This is a genomic window from Microbacterium sp. 8M, assembly GCF_902506375.1.
In the GTDB taxonomy this organism is placed as follows: Bacteria; Actinomycetota; Actinomycetes; order Actinomycetales; family Microbacteriaceae; genus Microbacterium.
Map to the genome: position 1 here is coordinate 2,153,741 of NZ_LR733284.1, position 19,844 is coordinate 2,173,584.

Genomic DNA, 19,844 nt, shown 5'->3' on the forward strand with positions numbered 1-19,844 from the left:
GCACGTTCGTAGCTTTAATGCCATGACAGAGACCACCGCTTCCCAGCCCTCCTTCCGCCTCACCCGCACCGCCGGAACGACCCGGCGCTCCACCTCGGACCACCCGCGCGCCCTTCGCGTACGGCTCACGCTCCCCGCCTGGCTCCCCCGCTCGATCCTGCAGCGAGGCGGCGTCGCGACGCGCGACGACGTCCGCGCCCTGCGCGATCTGGAAGCAGCGCGGGACCGCAGCGACTGGTGAGGCCAATGATTGTTTATGCGCGTTAATCGCGCATAAACGCCACTTGTGCTCAGAATTGGATCCGGCTAAGGTCATCTAAACGATTAACATCGTTCGGCCTGCGGCCACTATCTCGTTCGAAGGAGCACCTGATACCCATGCCACATCTGTCCTCTCGAGTCCGCGGCATCGCCGCCGTCTCCGCCGCGGCCGTCGCGGCCCTCGCCCTGGCCGGCTGCTCGGGAGGCAGCGCCGGCGGCAGCGCCGACTCGTCCGAGAAGGTCACCCTGACCTACGCGATCTGGGACCAGAACCAGCAGCCGGCCATGCAGAAGATCGCCGACGCGTTCCACAAGGAGCACCCGAACGTCACGATCAAGATCCAGCTGACGCCGAACAAGGAGTACTGGACGAAGCTGCAGACCGCCGTGTCGGGCGGATCGGGCCCCGACGTGTTCTGGATGAACGGCCCGCACATCCAGCTGTACGCGTCCAACGGCGTGCTCGCACCGCTCGACGACCAGAAGATCGACACGGCGGAGTACCCGAAGAGCCTCGTCGACCTGTACACCTACGACGGGAAGATCTACGGCGCCCCGAAGGACTTCGACACGGTCGCCGTCTGGTACAACAAGGCGCTCTTCGACGCCGCCGGCGTGGCGTACCCCAAGGAGGGCTGGACCTGGGAGGACATGACCGCCACCGCGGCCAAGCTCACCGACAAGGCCAAGGGCGTCTACGGCATCGCGGCACCGCAGTACAGCCAGGAGAACTACTACGACTCCATCCCCCAGGCCGGCGGCTACGTGATCAGCCCCGATCACAAGAAGACCGGCTACGGCTCGCCCGAGGCGCTCAAGGGCGTCCAGTTCTGGCTCGACTTCATCAAGGCGGGCTCCTCCCCGACCGCGCAGCAGATGACCGACACGGCCCCGGAGGACATGTTCCTCTCCGGCAAGGTGGCGATGCTGCAGACCGGCTCGTGGTCGGCGATCGGCTACGCGCAGAACCCCGACATCGCCGACAAGGTCAATGTCGCGCCCCTTCCCCAGGGCCCGGACGGCAACCAGAGCGTCATCCACGGTCTCGCCAACGTCGCGAACGCGAAGAGCCCGCACGTGGCCCAGGCGAAGGCGTTCGCCGCCTTCGCGAGCGGCAAGCAGGCCTCCGAGATCCAGGCCGAGACCGGCACCGTGATCCCGGCCTACAACGGCACGCAGGACGCGTGGGTCAAGGCCATGCCCCAGTACGACCTGCACTTCTACATCGACGGGCTGAAGGACGCCGTCCCCTACCCGGTGTCGAAGAACACCTCCACATGGACGCAGTTCGAGACCGACATCCTGTCGCAGGTGTGGGCCGGCACACTGCCCGCCGAGGAGGGCATGAAGCAGCTGGCCGACAAGATGCAGGCCGCCCTCGACGCCGAGCAGAAGAAGTGACATGTCGGATCTGATCGCACAGCGCGAGAGCGCTCCGATCTCCGAGCTGGACCGGGGACGCAGGCGCGTCCCCGGCTCCGGCCGGCGGGGGCGCGGCCCCGGGCAGTCGGCATGGTGGGCGCTCGTGTTCATCGGCCCGACCGCGCTCGGCCTCCTCGTCTTCTACCTGTGGCCGACCGTGCGCACGTTCGCGATGTCGTTCACGCAGACCGGTCCGTTCGGCGGGTCGACCTTCGTCGGCCTCGACAACTACGTCCGGCTCTTCCAGGATCCGACCCTGGTCCATGCGCTGCTGAACACCGCCGAGTACACGGTCATCGCTCTCATCGGGATCCCGATCGCGATCGCGATCGCCGCGCTGCTCAACACCACGGGCCTCAAGGGCCGCAGCGCCTACCGCACTCTCTACTTCATCCCGGTCGTGACGATGCCCGCGGCGATCGCGCTCGTCTGGCGCATGATCTACAACGGCGACTACGGCGTGCTGAACCAGTTCCTGCACCTGTTCGGGATCCAGGGGAAGTCGTGGCTCACCGATCCGTCGACGGCCCTGGTAGCCGTCGCCGTCGTCGGGATCTGGGCCGGCCTGGGTACCAACGTCGTGATCTTCCTCGCCGGCCTGCAGGGCATCCCGGACACCGTCCTCGAGGCGGCGGATCTGGACGGTGCGGGCCCGATCCGCAAGTTCTTCTCCATCACCATCCCGCTGCTGAGCCCGTCGATCTTCTTCGTCAGCGTCGTGAGCGTGATCGGCGCCCTCCAGGTGTTCGACCTCATCTACATGATGCTCGGCAAGAGCAACCCCGCCCTGCCGAACACGGAGACGATCGTCTACCTCTTCTACCAGGCGGGCTTCATCGACAACGAGCGCGGCTACGCGGCGGCGATCGCGTTCCTGTTGCTCGTCATCATCCTCATCCTGACCGTCATCCAGTTCCGGCTGCAGAAGAAGTGGGTGCACTATGAGTGATCTCACGCTCGACACGCGCGCGGTGACGAACGCCGCGCCTGCGCCCCGCCGACCCGCCGGGCGCCGCGCCCGCGGTCACGGGCTCGTCCACCTCGTCCTGATCGTCGGCGCCGTCGCGATGATCTTCCCCTTCGTGTGGCAGACGCTCACCGCGTTCAAGACGCTCACCCAATCGGTCGCGGTACCGCCGGTGATCCTCCCGCAGCCGTGGGTGTGGACGAACTTCCCGGAGGTGTTCGCGTCGATGCCGTTCGGGCAGATGTTCGCGAACTCGGTGCTGCTCACCATCGGCCGCACCGTCGGGCAGGTCGCGCTGTGCACCATGGCGGGCTACGGCTTCGCCCGCATCCCGTTCCGCGGGCGCAACATCGTGTTCGTCCTGTTCCTGTCGGTGCTGATGGTGCCGTCGCAGCTGTACCTGCTGCCGCAGTACGAGATCATCCAGTCGCTGGGCTGGCTGAACACGCTGCAGGCGCTCGTCGTCCCCGGCATCTTCAGCGCCTTCGGCACATTCCTCATGCGGCAGTTCTTCATGTCGATGCCGGCGGAGCTCGAGGAGGCCGCGCGCATCGACGGCGCCAACCCGTGGCAGACGTTCTGGCGCGTCATGCTCCCGCTGGCGAAGCCTGGCATCATTGCCCTCGTGGTGTTCACGGTGCTGTGGTCGTGGAACGACCTGCTGTGGCCCCTCGTGGTCACGACGGATCCGGAGAAGATGCCCCTGTCGGTCGGGCTCTCCCAGCTCGTCGGCCTGCACACAACCGACTATCCGGTGCTCATGGCGGGCGCGCTGCTGGCGACGCTCCCGATGCTCGTGACGTTCATGTTCCTGCAGAAGCAGTTCATCCAGGGCATCGCGTTCTCCGGATCGAAGGGCTGACGGATGCCGCATCGCGAGCAGAACCGCGCGGACGGCGCGCCCCGCCGCCCGACGCTGCGGACGGTGGCCGACGCCGCCGGCGTGTCCACGGCGACGGTGTCGTACGTGTTCTCCGGACGCAGGGCGGGCGGCGCCGGGGTCGCCGAGGACACCGCACGGCGAGTCCTCGAAGCCGCCGACCGGCTGAACTACCGCCCGAACTCCGCGGCGCGCGCCATCCGCACCGGACGCACCGGCACGGTGCAGCTGTCCCTGCACATGCTGAGCGACCCGTGGTCGCTCGCCGTCGCCGATGCCGTCAACGTGGAGGCGAACCGCCACGGCCTGACCACCCTCATCCTGGCCGACGGCGACTGGGGGGCGGCTCTCGAGCGCATCGAGTGCGACGTCGCCTACCTCGACGGCGCCAACGGCACGGCCGAGTCGCACCAGAAGCTGCGTGCGCTCGCGGCCCGCGGACAGCGGCTGGTCGTGTTCTCGGAGACGCTGGAGCCGGACGGGTTCGACGTCATCCGCTCCGACGCGATCCCCGGCTGCGAGATGGCGATGGCGCACCTGCTCGAGCAGCACACGGTGATCGGCTGCCTCGCTGCCGCCGGCGCGGTCGAGAACAGCGCCCGCACGACGACCCGATACACGCCCTACGTGCGCGCGCTCGAGGAGCGCGGCATCCCGCTCGACCCCGGACTGACCGCGACCTACGGCGATTCCAGCGCCAGCGCGTTCGCCGCGGCGCTCGACCTGCTCTCGAGGCCGCAGCGGCCGACCGCGATCTACGCGACCACCGACTTCGCCGCGATCGCGGCCATCAACGCCGCCCATCGGCTGGGGCTGCGCGTGCCGCACGACGTCGCGGTCATCGGCGTCGGCAACACACCGGACGCCCGTCAGATCGCGCCGACGCTGACGACCGTCGGCCCCACCGACTTCTACCGCCGGCAGGCCGAGATCATCGTGCGACGGGCGCTGTCCGCGGACGCCGGTCCCCCGCGGCTGCACGAGTTCCCCTGGTCTCTTCTGCCCGGCGAGTCGACCGACCTCTCCGCACCCCGGCGCTGACCCTCATCGTCGCGCGCTCGTGCGCGCCCTCTCACCCACTCCAAGGAGCTTTCATGGACCTCAGAATCGGCATCGTCGGATACGGCGCGCGCAGTCGCAGCCTGCGTGAGGAGGCGCATCGCCCCGGGCGCGGATCGCACATCGCGGCCGTGTGCGACAGCGCCGCCTCCGCGCGGGAGACCGCCCGAGCCGATCTTCCCGACGCCCTCATCACCGACTCCCTCGACGAGCTCCTGACCAGCGGGCTGGACGCCGTGCTCGTGCTGACGCCGGACGACGCCCACGCCGCCGTCGCGATCCGCGCCCTGGAGGCCGGCGTCGCCGTGTTCTGCGAGAAGCCGATGGCGATCGACCTCGCCGACGCGGACGAGATGCTCGCCACCGCCCGCCGCACCGGGACGCGCGTGTACATCGGCCACAACATGCGGCACATGCCGGTGATCACCCTCATGCGCGAGCTGATCGCGGAGGGACGCATCGGCGAGGTCAAGGCGATCTGGTGCCGCCATTTCGTCGGCCACGGCGGCGACTACTACTTCAAGGACTGGCACGCCGACCGCAGGCGCACGACGGGCCTGCTGCTGCAGAAGGGCGCCCACGACATCGACGTGATCCACTGGCTGGCGGGAGCGTACGCCGACCGGGTGGCGGCGATGGGATCCCTGTCGGTGTACGGCGGGATCGACGACCGCCGCGATCGCTCCGGCGAGCGCATGCCCGACTGGTTCAGTCTGGACAACTGGCCCCCGACCTCGCTCACGGGCCTGCACCCGGTCGTCGACGTCGAGGACATCTCGATGGTGAACCTGCATCTCACCAACGGCGTGCTCGCCTCGTACCAGCAGTGCCACTTCACCCCGGACTACTGGCGCAACTACACGGTCATCGGCACCGAGGGCCGCATTGAGAACCTCGATGACGCCCCCGGCGGCACGGTGGCGCTGTGGAACACCCGGCACCGCGGTGCCGCGGCACCCGACGAGACCTTCACCATCCCCGACGTCGGCGATGCGGGCCACGGCGGCGCTGACGCGCTGCTCATCGCGGAGTTCCTGCGCTTCGTCCGCGACGGCGGCCTCACCGAGACATCACCCATCGCCGCACGCGAGGCGGTGGCCGCCGGGATCCTGGCGACCGACTCCCTGCGCGGCGACGGATCGGCCATCGCGGTCCCCCCGCTCGACCCCGACCTCGTCGCGTACTTCGAGCGCGGTCAGGCGTAGCGGGCCGGCCGTCCGCGCATCCGTGGCACGTCGAGAGCGACGACGTGCCACGGATACGGCAAGACCCCCGGGATCACTCGGATCACGGGGGTTCGTGGTGGACCTGAGGGGACTCGAACCCCTGACCCCCTGCATGCCATGCAGGTGCGCTACCAGCTGCGCCACAGGCCCAGATGCTGTTCGCGGCCTCCCGCGACAACTCACTCAGCTTACAACACGGCCTCAGCCCGATGCGAATCGGGCCCTCGTTTCCGTGACGCCGGGCGTGTCCGAGGACCACTCGTCCGCGCTCCTCATTCGGCCTCCGCCTCGGCGCGCAGCGCGGTGAAGCCGTCACGGACCGCGGCGACGAGCTGACGCACCGCCGCTGACGGACGCCGGCCGGATCCTGCCGCCGGCACGGCCACGAGGACCGATCGCACGAACGCCGGATCGTCGATCGGTCGCAGCACGATCCCGGGGTGCGCCCCGACCGCGGCGAGGCGGGGCACCAGGCCGATCCCCATGCGCGCGCCGGTCATGGCCAGCATGACCTGGAAGTCGTCCGTGCGGATCGCGATCTCGAGCGTGTGACCGGCGGCGGCGAACGTGTCGACCACGATTGTGTCCATGGAGTCGCCCGGCGCCGCGGCGAACATCCACCGCTCGTCGTGCAGCGTCAGCAGCGTGGGGACGTCGATCGAGGTGCGCGATGCGAGCGGATGGCCCACCGGGAGCGTCAGAAGGAGCGGATCCCGGTGCACCTCGATCGCCGCCACGGTGGAGCGGAACGAGAGTGCGTACCCGGGAACCGTGTAGACCAGCGCGGCATCGACCTCGCCGCGGTTGCTGCGATCCACGAGCGAGGGCACCTCCTCGAGCACCACGTCGAGCTCGATCCCCTGATCGTTCAGCCGCAGCACGACGGGGGGCAGCAGCTGCGCCGCCGAGGTGAAGGTTCCGAAGCGCAGCCGCGTCCGGCCGGTCTGGGTCAGCTCCCGGGCATCGGTGATCGCGCGCTCACTGAGGGTGAGGATCTCCTGCGCCCGCTCCAGCAGAAGCATCCCCACCGGTGTCAGCCGACTCCCCCGCGGCGAGCGCACCAGCACCTCGGCGCCGACCAGGCGCTCCAGATTCTTGAGGTGATAGTCGACCGTGGGCTGCCCCCAGCCGAGCCAGCGCGCGGCCGCCGTGACGGATCCTTCGGCGTGGACCGCTCTGAGTGCCTCGAGCTGACGGAGATCGACCACGAGACACCAACCTCCTATGTTGATCCGGCTTCAGAGAAGCACTGAGTCACATACAGAATATGGGGGCTGAGCGAACTTCGGGGGATTCCTCGTCGAGCGCTGCAGCCTCACCATGGGGGAATGCACGCTTCCGAGTCCGTCCTCGTCGCGCCGTCGCCCGCGGCCGCGTCCGAGCCGGGCATCCCGCTCGGCGCCGCCACCGACCGCCACCATGCGACGCCCTACGCCGACGCGCTGGAGCGTCACGCGAGCCGCGCGCCGATCCAGCTGATGGTGCCGGGCCACAGCGGCAACGGCCGGGGCATCAGCGCTCGTCTCGCGGAGTACTTCGGCGAGCGCGTGCTGCAGCTCGACGTCCCGATGCTGCTCGACGACATCGACCTCGGCGAGAACTCGCCGCTGGCGCAGGCCCTCGAGCTCGCCGCCGACGCCTGGGGAGCACGGCGCACCTGGTTCCTCGCCGGCGGGGCTTCGCAGGCCAACCGGATCGCGGCGCTCGCAGTGCGCGGCCTCGGCGCGAACATCCTCTCCCAACGCAGTGCTCACTCGAGCTTCAGCGACGGCGTGCTCACCGCGGGGCTCACGCCGTCGTTCGTGCTGCCCTCCGTCGACACCCGCTACGGGATCGCCCACGGCGTCTCCCCCACCGCCCTCGACGACGCGCTGACCGCCGCAGCCCAGCGCGGGCAGCCCGCGAGCGCCGTCTACATCGTCTCGCCGAGCTACTTCGGCTCCGTGGCGGACGTCGCCGGTCTTGCCGAGGTCGCGCACGCGCACGGCGCCCCGCTGATCGTGGACGGCGCCTGGGGACCGCATTTCGGGTTCCACCCCGACCTGCCGGAATCGCCCACCCGACTGGGCGCCGACCTCGTCGTCTCGAGCACGCACAAGCTCGCTGGATCCCTCACCCAGTCGGCCATGCTTCATCTCGGCGACGGCCCCTACGCCGACCGTCTCGAGCCGCTCATCGAACGCGCCGTCTCCACCACGTCATCGACGTCGTCCTCGGCGCTGCTCACCGCCTCCCTCGACATCGCGCGGCACTCGCTGATGACGGGTGCCGGCGAGATCGGCCGGTCGATCGCCGGAGCGAACGCCTTCCGCACCGCGCTGCGCGAGGATCCGCGCTTCTCGGTTCTCAGCGACGGATTCGGCGCGTTCGACGACATCGTCGCGACCGACCCGCTGCGGGTCCCCATCGACGTCTCGGCGACGGGCGTGAGCGGCCACTGGCTGCGTCAGCACCTCCTGGAGGTCGAGGGCATCTACTTCGAGATCTCGACCGCCACCGCGCTCGTCGCCTTGATCGGTGCCGGCAAGACCCCCGACCTCGAGCACGTGCATCGCGCGCTGTCGACGGCGGTCGACTCCGAGGAGGCTCATGCCGAGCGCGCTCAGGCCGACGCCGCCGGCTTCCCCGCGCTGCCCCCCTCGGGCGCACTGCGCATGCTCCCCCGCGACGCGTACTTCGCGGGCACCGAGCTCGTCCCCGCCGCGCAGGCGATCGGCCGCATCTCGGCCGACACCCTGGCCGCCTACCCTCCGGGGATCCCGAACGTCATCCCCGGCGAGGAGATCACGGCGCAGACCGTCGCCTTCCTTCAGGCGGTCGCCGCGTCTCCCAGCGGATACGTCCGCGGCGCGGTCGATCCCGATGTAGCGCGGTTCCGGGTGACGAGAGAAGACTGAGCCCCGATCCTGCCGAACCCGGATAGCGCGCAGGATCACCCATCCAATCAAAGGAGACTGGAATGCCCACCATCGCCCAGCAGCTGCTGCGCCGGAAGCCGACCACGCCCGTCGGCGCCGGCGAGGTGCATCTGAAACGCAGCATCGGACTCTTCTCGCTGACCATGATCGGCGTCGGCGGCACCCTCGGCACAGGAATCTTCTTCATCCTGTCGCAGGCGGTGCCGGTCGCCGGTCCCGCCGTGATCTGGTCGTTCGTGATCGGCGGCGTCGTCGCCGGCCTCACCGCCCTCTGCTACGCCGAGATGGCGGGAGCCGTGCCCGTCTCCGGATCGACCTACTCCTACGCCTACGCCACGCTCGGTGAAGGCACCGCGATGGCGGTCGGCGCGTGTCTGCTGCTCGAGTACGGCGTCTCCACCGCGGCAGTCGCGGTCGGCTGGTCGCAGTACGTCAACCAGCTGCTGCTGAACCTGTTCGGCTGGCAGCTGCCCGTGCAGCTGTCCCAGGCCCCGGAGCAGGGCGGCATCGTGAACGTGCCGGCGGTCATCGTCATCGTGCTGTGCGGCCTGCTGCTGATGCGGGGCGCCCGCGAGTCCACCCTGGTCAACAGCATCATGGTCGTCGTCAAGATCTCCGTCGTGCTGTTCTTCTGCGCGGTCGCGTTCACCGGATGGAACGCGGACCACTTCCACAACTTCGCGCCCGCGGGATTCGCCGGCATCGTCGGCGGCGCCGGCATCATCTTCTTCTCGTTCGTCGGTCTGGACGCCGTCTCGACCGCGGGCGACGAGGCGAAGAACCCGAAGCGCAACCTGCCGCTGGCGATCATCTTCGCCCTCGGCATCATCATCACCCTGTATGTGCTCACCTGCCTCGCCGCCCTCGGCGCCCAGGCTCCGGAGAAGTTCGAGAACCAGGACGCGGGCCTGGCCGCGATCCTGCAGAACATCATCGGATCCAGCTGGCCGGGCACCGTCGTCGCGATCGGGGCGATCATCTCCATCTTCTCGGTCACGCTGGTCTGCCTCTACGGCCAGACCCGCATCCTGTTCGCGATGTCCCGGGACGGGATGATCCCGCCCGTCTTCGCGAAGGTCGACCCGCGCACGCTGTCGCCCGTGAACAACACGGTCATCGTGATGATCGCGACGAGCATCCTCGCCGCCGTGGTGCCGATCAACTTCCTCGCCGAGATGACCAGCATCGGCACGCTCGTGGCCTTCCTCGTGGTGTCGATCGGCGTGATCATCCTGCGCGTCCGCGAGCCCGAGCTCGAACGCGGCTTCCGCCTGCCGCTGGGCTGGACGATCCCGATCCTGTCGATCATCGGCTGCATCGCGATCATCACGCAGCTGCGTGTCATCACGATCGTGGTGTTCCTCATCTGGGCCGCCGTGTTCCTCGTCTTCTACTGGTTCTACGGACGCACGCACTCGGCCCTGGCGGTCGGCCACCCGGTCGTCGCAGCCGCCGACCTGCCGTACACGACCACGGTCGCCCAGCCCAGCACCGATGCGGTGCGCCAGGCCGCAGCCGCACGACGGAAGGACGGCGAACGATGAGCCTGCTCGTCGGCCTGAATCCCGCGAGCCGATCGGCATCGGTGCTGCACCTCGCGGCGATGCTCGCGCGGTCGGCGGACACCGACCTGATCGTCACGACCGTGATCCCGGAGACGTGGCCGCGCACGGTCGGCCGAGACGACGCGGAGTGGCACACCTTCACCCGCGACGCCGCGAACGCGGTGCTGGACCACGCCGCCGCCGTCCTGGGCGGCACGGTGCCCGCGCAGTTCGTGGTGCACGAGGCGCCGTCCGCCCGCCGCGGTCTCCTGGAGCTCGCGGAGCAGCACGACGCCGGCATGATCGTGATCGGGTCGTCGTCGGCCGCGCCGCTCGGCCGGATCGCGCTGGGCTCGGAGAGCGACGCGCTGCTGCACGCCTCCGCGGTGCCGGTCGCCATCGCACCGCGTGGCTTCCGCACCCGCGGAGGCGCCAGGGTGGGTCGCGTCACCGCCGCCTACCGCGGCACGGACTCTTCGGCGGACCTCGTGTTCGGCGCGGCGACCGTGGCTGCCTCGGTCGGCGCCGCGCTGCGCATCGCATCGTTCGCCGTCGTGCCGAACGTCTCCGGCGCCGCCGGTGCGGGCCTCGACGCCGAGCGCAGCATCGCCGAGCAATGGGCCGACGACATCCACGCCCACGCCACGCAGCTCCTCTCCGAGATCTCCACGCTGCCGCACGCGCCTCAGCTCGCCGGCACGGTGATCGGGCTCGGCGACACCTGGGAGGCGGCCGTCGACGACGTGGAGTGGGACGTGGACGAGGTGCTGGTCGTCGGATCCAGCAGTCTCGGCCCGGTCGCGCGGGTCTTCCTCGGCTCGAACGCCACGAAGGTCGTACGCCACTCCCCGGTGCCGGTCGTCATCGTCCCGCGCCGTGCCCTGGACGCCGGCTGACACCGCACTCCCCGCCGTGATCGCATCGACGGCGATCGCCCCGACCCCCAAGGACCCGGAACATGCCGCACCCCATCCTCGAGATCCTGCCCACCGGCGCGTCGATCGACGACGACGGCACCCTGCGCATCGCGGGGTGCCGGGTCGACGATCTGGCGCGCGAGTTCGGCACGCCGGCGATCATCGTCGACGAGTCCGCGCTGCGGGCGCGCGCGCGGGAGTACCGCACGGCGCTGACGTCGCGCCGCCCGAACGCGCGGGTCGTCTTCGCTTCCAAGGCGTTCCCCGCCACGGCCGTGCAGCGCGTGATGGTCGAGGAGGGCGTCGGGCTGGACGTCGCGGGCGGCGGGGAGATCCTCAGCGCCCTGCGGGCGGGGGTCGACCCGGCGCTGATGGTGGTGCACGGCAACGCGAAGACGACGGAGGAACTGCGGATCGCCGTCGACGCGGGCGTAGGGCTCGTCGTCATCGACAACTCGGACGACGTCGACCGTCTCGAGCGCCTCGTGCCTGCCGACAAGCGGCAGGACGTGCTGGTGCGCGTGATCCCCGAGGTGGAGTCGTCGACGCACCCGCACGTGCAGACCGGGCAGGTCGGCTCGAAGTTCGGGCTGACGGCTCCCGCGGCGGCGCGGCTGATCGAGCGGATCCAAGCGAGCCCGCGGCTGCGGATGCGCGGCGTGCACGCTCACGTCGGATCCCAGATCATGGATCCGTCCGAGCTCGCCGCCGCCGTCGCACCCCTTGCGGCGCTCGGCACCTTCGACGTGTACGACCTGGGTGGCGGCCTCGGCGCCCGCTACACGTACGACGAGCACCCGGCGTCCGTGGACGGGTACGTCGAGGCTCTGCTCGCGGCGGCCGACGCCCACCTCCCCGCCGGCGCGGAGATCATCATCGAGCCGGGACGCAGCATGGTCAACGGGTCCGCGGTGACGCTCTACAGCGTGACCACGGTAAAGCGCGACGCCCGGACTTTCGTCGCGGTCGACGGCGGCATGGGCGACAACCTCGAAGTGGCGCTGTTCGAGCAGCGCTACGAGGCCGCGCTCGCCGGGCGCCTGCACGACGAGGCCGTGGAGGACGTCGTCGTGGTCGGCAGGCACTGCGAATCCGGCGACGTGCTCATCGACCCGCTCCGGTTGCCCGAGGTGCGCGTCGACGACCTCCTCGTTGTCGCGGCGACCGGTGCGTACACGCACACCATGGCGAACAACTACAACGGCTACCGCCGCCCCCCGGTGGTGTTCGTGCGCGACGGCGAGGCCCGTGCGGTGATCCGCCGGGAGACCTGGGACGACCTCTTCGCCCGCGACCTCTGAGCCGGCGCAGCACGAAGGGCCGGTCGCACGTGAAGCGCACCGGCCCTTCGTGCTGTGCCGCGTTCAGGCCGCGGTGGGCGCCACCGTGACCTGGATGCTCTTCATGAGCGGCTGATCGCTCTGCGCGCTGAAGTCCTTCGGGCCGAGCAGCACGTTCAGCTCCGGCATGTAGCCGGCCGCGCTGCCGCGGGGCAGATCGTACGCGATCGCCCGGAACGCCTGGACGGAGCGCTTCGATCCGTCCTTCGACGTGGAGACGATGTCGACGAGGTCGCCCTCGGCGATGCCCCTGTCACGCATGTCGTCGACGTGCATGAAGATCAGCTCGCGCAGGTTCTTCACGCCGCGGTAGCGGTCGTTGTTCGAGTAGATCGTGGTGTTCCACTGGTCGTGAGAGCGCATCGTCTGCAGCACCAGGGTGTCCGCCGAGGCCGGGATGACGTCGGGCAGCTCCGCCAGGGAGAACTCCGCCTTGCCGGACGGAGTGCGGAACACGCGCTCGCGAGCCGGCTGCGGGATCCGGAAGCCGTGCCGATTGCGGATCAGCTGGTTGAATCCCTCGAACCCGGGCAGCACCTGCGCCATGACGTCGCGGATGCGGTCGTAGTCGGCGACGTAGTCGTCCCACGGCGTCTGCGACTCGGGCAGCGTGGCCTTCGCGATGCCCGCGATGATCGCCGGCTCCGACTTCAGGTACGCCGACGCGGGGCGCTTGCGCCCGGTGGACAGGTGCACCATGCTCATCGCGTCCTCGACGGTGACGCCCTGCGGACCCGATGCCTGCTGGTCGCGCTCGGTGCGCCCGAGGCAGGGCAGGATCAGCGCCTTCTCCCCGTGCACCAGGTGGCTGCGGTTGAGCTTCGTGCTCACCTGCACGGTCAGCCGGCACCGGCGCAGGCCCTCCGCGGTGAAGACGGTGTCGGGCGCAGCCAGGACGAAGTTGCCGCCCATGCCGACGAACACCTTCACGGATCCGTCGTGCATGCCCTCGACCGTGCCGACGGTGTCGAGTCCGTGGCGGCGGGGCGGGTCGATGCGGCAGACCTCGGCCAGGCGATCGGTCCAGGCCGGCGGCCGGTGGTCGATGCCGCAGGTGCGGTTGCCCTGCACGTTGCTGTGGCCGCGCACGGGAGACGGGCCGGCGCCCTCGCGTCCGATGTTGCCGCGCAGGAGCAGCAGGTTGACGATCTCCCGGATCGTATCCACGCCGTGCTCGTGCTGGCTGACGCCGAGGCACCAGCTGATCACGGTGCGCTCCGACGCGAGGTACACCGCCGCGGCTGCGCGGATCTGATCCTCGGACAGCCCCGCCTGCGTCACCAGCTCGTCCCAGGGCGTCGCCTCGACGACCGCGCGGTACTCCTCGAACGCGTTCGTGTACTCGGCGAGGAACGCGTGATCGAGCACGTCGGGATCGGTCTGCGCCGCCTCGAACACGACTTTCGCCATGCCGCGGATGAGCGCGAAGTCTCCGCCCGGGCGCACCTGGAGGTTCATGGTGCTGGTGTCGGTGCTCTTGAACAGCGCCATGTCCACGAACTCGTGCGGAACGATCGTGCGGGTCGCTCCCGCCTCGATCAGCGGATTGACGTGCACCACCTGCGCACCGCGGCGCACCGCCTCGGCGAGCGCGGTCAGCATGCGGGGCGCGTTCGAGGCGGCGTTCACGCCGAGCACGAACAGCGCGTCGCACTTCTCCCAGTCCTCGAGGTCCACCGTGCCCTTCCCGGTCGCGATGGACGCGGTGAGAGCCCGCCCCGATGCCTCGTGGCACATGTTGGAGCAGTCCGGCAGGTTGTTCGTGCCGTACTCGCGCACCATGAGCTGGTACAGGAAGGTCGCCTCGTTGCTGAGGCGTCCGGAGGTGTAGAACGCCGCCTCGTCGGGGCTGGCCAGCCCGCGCAGCTCTTCGCCGACGAGAGCGAACGCGTCGTCCCAGCTGATCGGCACGTACCTGTCCGTCGCGGGGTCGTAGCTCATCGGCTCGGTGAGGCGCCCCTGGTCCTCGAGGTCGAAGTCGGTCCAGCTCGCGAGCTCCGTCACCGTGTGCTCGGCGAAGAACCGGCGGTCGACGCGCTTGTGCGTCATCTCCCACGTGACGTGCTTGATGCCGTTCTCGCAGATGTCCAGCAGCAGATTGCCGCGATCGTCGGGCCACGCGCATCCCGGGCAATCGAAGCCGGTGCGGCCGTGGTTCATGGTGACCATGGCCTGGGATCCGGCGATGGGCTCTCGCTCGCGCACCAGCACGCGTCCCACCGACATCGCCGCGCCCCACCCGGCAGCCGGGTGGCGGTAGGGCGAACGCGACCACTCCCCCTTCGCCACCGGGCCGTATCCGCCCTGGCGCGGCTGCGCCGGCAGCAGCCCGAAGGCCACGCCACCGGTCGTCGTCTCCTCAACCGGATCCTGCGCCCCCGCGCCCTGTGCCCGTTCGCTCACCGCTGCACCTGCCCTTCCCTGTCCTGCGCGCGGTCGGCCGGCTCGCCCTCGATCCGGATCCTGCGTGCGTGCGCGTACACGTTCATCGACCGCCCCCGGCTGAATCCGACGAGCGTCACACCGGCCCTGTCCGCCAGCTCGACGGCGAGCGAGGACGGCGCAGAGACGGCGGCGAGCACCGGGATCCCCGCCATCGTCGCCTTCTGCACCAATTCGAAGCTCGCGCGTCCCGACACCTGCAGCACCACGTTCCGCAGGGGCAGTCGCCCCTGCTGCAGCGCCCAGCCGACGACCTTGTCCACGGCGTTGTGCCTGCCCACGTCCTCGCGCAGCACGAGCAGCTCGCCCGTGGTCGCGTCGAACAGCGCGGCGGCGTGCAGGCCGCCGGTCTTGTCGAACACCGCCTGTTCGGCGCGCAGACGGTCGGGCAGCGCCGCGATCCACTCCGCCTCGACCGTCGTGTCGTCGCCGGAGACGTCGAACCGAGAGATCGTCTCGACGGCGTCGATGCTGGCCTTGCCGCAGACGCCGCACGAGCTGGTCGTGTAGAAGCGTCGCGCCTCGTCGCCGCTCGGGGCGCGGACGCCCGGCGCCAGGGTCGCATCCAGCACGTTGTAGGTGTTCTCCGCGCCGCCGGTGCCGGGCCCGCCGCAGTGGATGGCGGAGCGGAACTCCGACGGATTCGCGATCACGCCCTCCGACACCAGGAAGCCGATCGCGAGCTCGACGTCGTGCCCGGGCGTGCGCATGGTCACCGCGAGGGGGACGCCGCCGATGCGGATCTCCAGCGGCTCCTCCACCGCGAGCGTGTCGACCCGGCGGGTGCCGCTGCCGCCGGCCTCGCCCAGCACGATCCTGGTCACCGGTCGCCGCGTCGTGATGCGTCCCACACCTTGACCCTACTCGCGTGCAGGCCTTACCGCGTGCGTCCCGACACGGCAACCCCCTGGGCCGAGCCGGACTCCGCACGTAGCGTGACGCCGGGCAGGAGGGGCCTGCCGAGAAGGAGGTGGCTCATGTCCCAGCCACAGGAGAACGCGCGGCCCGACGCACCCGATGAGGAGATCCCGCTTCCCGGGCACCCGAGCCAGGCCGAGGGCGAAGATCCGGACCGCCCGGAGACCGGACGGGATCCGGTCCTGCCCGGGCACCCGAGCCAGGCGGAGGGCGAGGACGACGAGCGCGCGGACGTCGGCGATGGCCGCGGCGGCGCGTCCTGAGGGGTTCGCATGCGGATCGGATTCCACGCTTCGCACGAGCAGCACTCCCCCGGGGAGCTGCTCGGAGTGGTCGCGCGCGCCGAGGAGGCGGGTTTCGACGCGGCGATGTGCTCCGACCACTTCGCTCCCTGGGGCGCCCGGCAGGGTCACTCCGGGCATGCCTGGACGTGGCTGGGCGCGGCACTCGCGTCGACCGCGTTCCCGATCGGCGTGGTGACCTCGCCGGCCGGCCGCTACCACCCTGCAGTGCTCGCGCAGGCCATCGCCACGGCGGCGGAGATGTTCCCGGGCCGGTTCTGGGCCGCGCTCGGCAGCGGAGAGGCCCTGAACGAGCACATCATCGCCAAGCCCTGGCCGCCGAAGGAGGAGCGCGACCGGCGGCTGCACGCCAGCGCCGCGCTCATGCAGGACCTGCTGCGCGGCAAGCTGGTCTCGGCCGCCGGCACCGTCCAGATGCATCAGGCGCGGATCTGGAGCCTGCCGAAGGTGCCGCCGCCGCTGCTGGCCGCCGCAGTGTCCCCGCACACTGCGGCCGAGACGACGTCGTGGGCGGACGGCCTGATCACGGTCGCTCCGCAGGGCGACGAGCCGAGCCGGGTCAAGACCGCCTATCGGCAGGCCGGAGGCCGGGGGCCGGCATACCTGCAGGTGCACCTCTGCCTGGAGGACGACGAAGCGGAGGCGATGGCCGCGGCGCGCGATCAGTGGTGGCACGCGGGCGTCCCCGCCGACCGCGTCTGGGACCTGGCCCTGCCCGACCAGTTCGACGAGTTCGGGCCGCCCGACGACGCGCAGCTGCGCGGTTCCGTGCTGGTATCCAGCTCCGTCGAGGAACTCGCCGCCGGCGTCCGCCGGCTCGGCGAGGGGTTCGACGGCGTCTTCCTGCACCACGTCGGGAAGGACCAGCACCGCTTCCTCGAGCGCGCCGAGAAGGAGCTGCTCCCTGCCCTGAGGGAGACGGCATGAGGGCCGCGGACCTCAGCGACCTGTGGTGGCGCACGGCCGTGATCTACTGCCTGGACGCGGAGACGTTCCAGGACTCCGACGGCGACGGGATCGGCGACTTCCAGGGGCTCAGCGAACGCGTGGAGTACCTCGCCGAGCTGGGGGTGACCTGCATCTGGCTGATGCCGTTCCAGCCAACGCCGAACCGCGACGACGGCTATGACGTGATCGATCCCTTCGGCATCGACCCGCGGCTGGGAACCGCGGGCGACTTCGTCGAGTTCCTGCGCACCGCCCACGACCGAGGGATCCGCGTGATCACGGATCTGGTGATCAACCACACCTCCGACGAGCATCGCTGGTTCCGCGAGGCGAGGTCATCCCGCGACAACCCGTTCCGCGACTACTACATCTGGTCGGATCGGCCCTCTCCGGATCCGGGATCCGTCTTCCCCGGCGAAGAGGACGGGACGTGGACCTGGGACGAGCGGACCGGCCAGTACTATCAGCACTCGTTCTACCGGCACCAGCCGGACCTCAACCTCGCCAACCCGGACGTCCGCGGCGAGATCGCGCGCGTCGTCGGCTACTGGCTGGCGCTGGGCATCGACGGTTTCCGGATCGACGCGGTGCCGTTCCTCACCCAGGCCCCCGGCGCCGCAGACGACAAGCACCCGCACGCGTTCCTCCGCGAGCTGCGCCGCTTCATCGGGCGGCGCCGCGGCGGCGTCGTGCTGCTCGGCGAGGTCGGGCTCGACCACGACGGCCAGCTGCCCTACTTCGGCGACCCCGGCACCGAGCTCGACCTCCAGTTCGACTTCAGCACGATGAGCGCCGCGATGGCTGCGCTCGCCACCCACAGGGCGGCGCCGCTGGCCCGGGCGCTGACGCACCGTCCGTCGGTGGACGCCAGCCAGGGATGGTGCACGTTCCTGCGCAACCACGACGAACTGAACCTCGAGCTCGCCACCCCCGAAGAACGGGACAGCGTCTTCGCGGCGTTCGCGCCGGATGAACGCACGCGCGTGTACGGGCGCGGCGTCGTCCGCCGGCTCGCGCCCATGCTCGACGGAGACATGCGCCGGCTCCGCCTCGCGTACGCAGTGCTGTTCTCCCTGCCCGGCGCACCCATGCTGTACTACGGCGAGGAGATCGGCATGGGTGAAGCCGCGCCGACCGGACAGCGCCTCGATGTGCGCACGCCGATGCAGTGGCAGGTCGGCCCCGCCGCCGGGTTCTCGTCCGCGGCGGACCGGCTGGTGCGCCCTCTCCCGGAGGGAGACTACGGTCCGGATCGCGTCAACGTCCGTTCCCAGCGGAACGACCCCGAGTCCCTGCACGGCTGGATCCGGCACCTGATCAGCCGGTATCGCGCCACCCCGGAGATCGTGTGGGGACGCACGGTCGTCCTGGATGCGGGCGATCCGCGGATCCTCGCGCACGCCGCGGTCGGTGAGACCGACCTTTTCCTTGCGCTGCACAACCTCGCGGATCAGTCCGCACAGGCGCGGATCGAATGGGACGAACTGACACGGTGGGCGCCCCTGCGCGACCTGCTCGCGTCGGATCGCGACGACATCGACGCCTCGTCAGGGCGCGTGGACGTCGAACTCGACGGCTACGAGGGCCGCTGGCTGCGCGCCGGACGGGCCGCGGAGGAGGCGCGCTGACCTCCCCGCTCGCGCGGGTCGCCTGGGCCGGACTGCTCAGTCCTGATCGGTGGAGCCGCGCAGCGGCGCGGGCTCGGCGATCGGCACGACGGGGCAGTCCTTCCAGAGCCGCTCCAGGCCGTAGTAGGTGCGCTCCTCCTCGTGGAAGACGTGCACGATCAGGTCGCCGAAGTCCAGCAGCACCCACCGTGCCTCGCTGCGGCCCTCGCGCCGGACGCGCTTGTAGCCGGCCTCGATCATCTTGTCCTCGACCTCGTCGGCGATCGCGGCGACGTTGCGCTCGCTGTTGCCCGTGACGAGGAGGAAGATGTCGACGAGCGGAAGCGGCTCCGAGACGTTCAGCGCCAGAAGATCCTCCCCGCCCTTGGAACGGGCCGCATCGGCGGCGATCTGCAGCATGTCTGCGGCGGAGGGCGACTGCATCAAGAGAACGCTCCAGTGGTGATGGCGACGATGAGTGCGCCGACGAGGGCGACGGCGAGGGCGCCGGCGGTGACGGTGAGCGCGAGCATGAGCCTGTTGCCCTTCTCGGGCTCCGGCGGACGGATGACCTCGCCTGCCGGCTTGATCGTGCCGATGGCGGCGCTGGCCGCAATCGGGGTGGGCGAGGACGCCGGGGCGAGCTCGCCGTCGACGAGCACAGCGTCGACCTCCTTGCCGTCGGCCACGCCGTCGGCGTGACCGCGTGAGCCGAGCCCTGCCGGCAGCTCGTAGCTGCCGGTGATCAGGATCTCCCCGGTCGAGGCGATGGGGCCGGCCAGCGAGGGTCCTGTCGGCGCGTTCTGGAAGATGAGCGCGTTCGGAGCGGCGTGATGCGATCCGGTGCTGTCGACGATGAGCGCGTCGAACGACTCGACCGCGGGGGGCGTCGGCTGCTCGGCGAGAACCCGCTCCCCGAAGGCGGGGTTGAGGGAGGATCCCGCGATCGCGTCGGGCCCCGGGGCGGCCTCGGCGTCCGGGCTCTTCCGGCCCGCATCGGACTCGGCGGCGAGAGCGGACCACAGGGTGGGCTCCGGCTCGGGGTCGGGGGCGTCGGCGACCGCCGGTGCCGCCTCGACATGGGCGGGCGCGG

17 protein-coding genes, 1 tRNA gene and 1 pseudogene are annotated in these 19,844 nt (G+C 70.4%); 13 read left to right on the forward strand and 6 right to left on the reverse strand.

Annotated elements, in window-relative coordinates; translation table 11 throughout:
* The first annotated feature begins 22 nt into the window (after nt 1-22).
* The 6 genes from AERO9AM_RS10240 to AERO9AM_RS10265 all read left to right on the forward strand — a co-directional run bounded on the left by AERO9AM_RS10240 (nt 23) and on the right by AERO9AM_RS10265 (nt 5,794).
* Entirely contained in the window at nt 23-241 is a 219-nt protein-coding gene (locus AERO9AM_RS10240) for a hypothetical protein (RefSeq protein WP_159576041.1), read from the forward strand.
* A gap of 137 nt (nt 242-378) precedes the next feature.
* Entirely contained in the window at nt 379-1,662 is a 1,284-nt protein-coding gene (locus AERO9AM_RS10245) for an ABC transporter substrate-binding protein (RefSeq protein ID WP_159576042.1), read from the forward strand.
* A gap of 1 nt (nt 1,663) precedes the next feature.
* On the forward strand, nt 1,664-2,632 hold the full coding sequence (locus AERO9AM_RS10250; RefSeq protein ID WP_159576043.1) for a carbohydrate ABC transporter permease: 969 nt from the start codon (nt 1,664-1,666) through the stop codon (nt 2,630-2,632).
* Complete coding sequence (locus AERO9AM_RS10255) at nt 2,625-3,512, forward strand: carbohydrate ABC transporter permease (RefSeq protein WP_159576044.1); 888 nt, start codon at nt 2,625-2,627, stop codon at nt 3,510-3,512. The genes AERO9AM_RS10250 and AERO9AM_RS10255 overlap by 8 nt, the downstream gene beginning before the upstream one ends.
* Nucleotides 3,513-3,515: 3 nt before the next feature.
* Nucleotides 3,516-4,571, forward strand: a complete 1,056-nt coding sequence (locus AERO9AM_RS10260; protein WP_159576045.1) for a LacI family DNA-binding transcriptional regulator — start codon at nt 3,516-3,518, stop codon at nt 4,569-4,571.
* A 53-nt stretch (nt 4,572-4,624) separates the two neighbouring features.
* Nucleotides 4,625-5,794 (forward strand): Gfo/Idh/MocA family protein, encoded by a 1,170-nt coding sequence (locus AERO9AM_RS10265; RefSeq protein ID WP_159576046.1) that lies wholly within the window; start codon nt 4,625-4,627, stop codon nt 5,792-5,794.
* Nucleotides 5,795-5,889: 95 nt separating this feature from the next.
* Here the strand turns inward: AERO9AM_RS10265 and AERO9AM_RS10270 are convergent.
* Nucleotides 5,890-5,965: transfer RNA gene (locus AERO9AM_RS10270), tRNA-Ala, on the reverse strand.
* Nucleotides 5,966-6,087: 122 nt separating this feature from the next.
* Complete coding sequence (locus tag AERO9AM_RS10275; protein WP_159576047.1) at nt 6,088-7,023, reverse strand: LysR family transcriptional regulator; 936 nt, start codon at nt 7,021-7,023, stop codon at nt 6,088-6,090.
* Between the two features lie 120 nt (nt 7,024-7,143).
* Between AERO9AM_RS10275 and AERO9AM_RS10280 the strand changes: the two genes are divergently transcribed.
* From AERO9AM_RS10280 to lysA, 4 genes are all read left to right on the forward strand, one after another.
* On the forward strand, nt 7,144-8,712 hold the full coding sequence (locus AERO9AM_RS10280) for an aminotransferase class I/II-fold pyridoxal phosphate-dependent enzyme (protein ID WP_159576048.1): 1,569 nt from the start codon (nt 7,144-7,146) through the stop codon (nt 8,710-8,712).
* Nucleotides 8,713-8,774: 62 nt separating this feature from the next.
* Nucleotides 8,775-10,277: an amino acid permease gene (locus AERO9AM_RS10285; RefSeq protein WP_159576049.1), complete on the forward strand. Its 1,503-nt coding sequence runs from the start codon at nt 8,775-8,777 to the stop codon at nt 10,275-10,277.
* Nucleotides 10,274-11,173, forward strand: a complete 900-nt coding sequence (locus tag AERO9AM_RS10290) for a universal stress protein (RefSeq protein WP_159576050.1) — start codon at nt 10,274-10,276, stop codon at nt 11,171-11,173. The genes AERO9AM_RS10285 and AERO9AM_RS10290 overlap by 4 nt, the downstream gene beginning before the upstream one ends.
* Before the next feature lie 62 nt (nt 11,174-11,235).
* The gene (gene lysA / locus AERO9AM_RS10295) at nt 11,236-12,495 is read left to right on the forward strand and encodes a diaminopimelate decarboxylase (protein ID WP_159576051.1); all 1,260 of its coding nucleotides are present in this window, start codon (nt 11,236-11,238) and stop codon (nt 12,493-12,495) included.
* Between the two features lie 63 nt (nt 12,496-12,558).
* On the opposite strand, the gene AERO9AM_RS10300 is transcribed toward lysA, so the two are convergent.
* A complete protein-coding gene (locus AERO9AM_RS10300) occupies nt 12,559-14,937 on the reverse strand; it encodes an FdhF/YdeP family oxidoreductase (RefSeq protein ID WP_201298618.1) in 2,379 nt (792 codons plus the stop codon).
* The gene (gene fdhD, locus AERO9AM_RS10305; protein WP_159576052.1) at nt 14,934-15,827 is read right to left on the reverse strand and encodes a formate dehydrogenase accessory sulfurtransferase FdhD; all 894 of its coding nucleotides are present in this window, start codon (nt 15,825-15,827) and stop codon (nt 14,934-14,936) included. Before fdhD ends, AERO9AM_RS10300 begins: the two co-directional genes overlap by 4 nt.
* 126 nt (nt 15,828-15,953) lie before the next feature.
* Between fdhD and AERO9AM_RS10310 the strand changes: the two genes are divergently transcribed.
* Genes AERO9AM_RS10310 through AERO9AM_RS10320 form a run of 3 tightly spaced genes read left to right on the forward strand, consistent with a single transcriptional unit; the run spans nt 15,954 to nt 18,772 of the window.
* The gene (locus AERO9AM_RS10310; protein WP_159576053.1) at nt 15,954-16,157 is read left to right on the forward strand and encodes a hypothetical protein; all 204 of its coding nucleotides are present in this window, start codon (nt 15,954-15,956) and stop codon (nt 16,155-16,157) included.
* A gap of 9 nt (nt 16,158-16,166) precedes the next feature.
* On the forward strand, nt 16,167-17,123 hold the full coding sequence (locus AERO9AM_RS10315) for a TIGR03557 family F420-dependent LLM class oxidoreductase (RefSeq protein ID WP_159576054.1): 957 nt from the start codon (nt 16,167-16,169) through the stop codon (nt 17,121-17,123).
* Nucleotides 17,120-18,772 carry an alpha-amylase family protein gene (locus tag AERO9AM_RS10320; protein ID WP_159576055.1) on the forward strand — a complete coding sequence of 551 codons (1,653 nt, stop codon included), beginning with the start codon at nt 17,120-17,122 and terminating at the stop codon, nt 18,770-18,772. The genes AERO9AM_RS10315 and AERO9AM_RS10320 overlap by 4 nt, the downstream gene beginning before the upstream one ends.
* Nucleotides 18,773-18,808: 36 nt before the next feature.
* On the opposite strand, the gene rsfS is transcribed toward AERO9AM_RS10320, so the two are convergent.
* Together rsfS and AERO9AM_RS10330 are read right to left on the reverse strand one after the other, a co-directional pair.
* Nucleotides 18,809-19,195, reverse strand: a complete 387-nt coding sequence (gene rsfS / locus AERO9AM_RS10325) for a ribosome silencing factor (protein WP_159576056.1) — start codon at nt 19,193-19,195, stop codon at nt 18,809-18,811.
* Nucleotides 19,195-19,844: pseudogene (locus AERO9AM_RS10330) on the reverse strand (hypothetical protein); the annotation flags it as partial. The gene rsfS and the pseudogene AERO9AM_RS10330, both read right to left, overlap by 1 nt.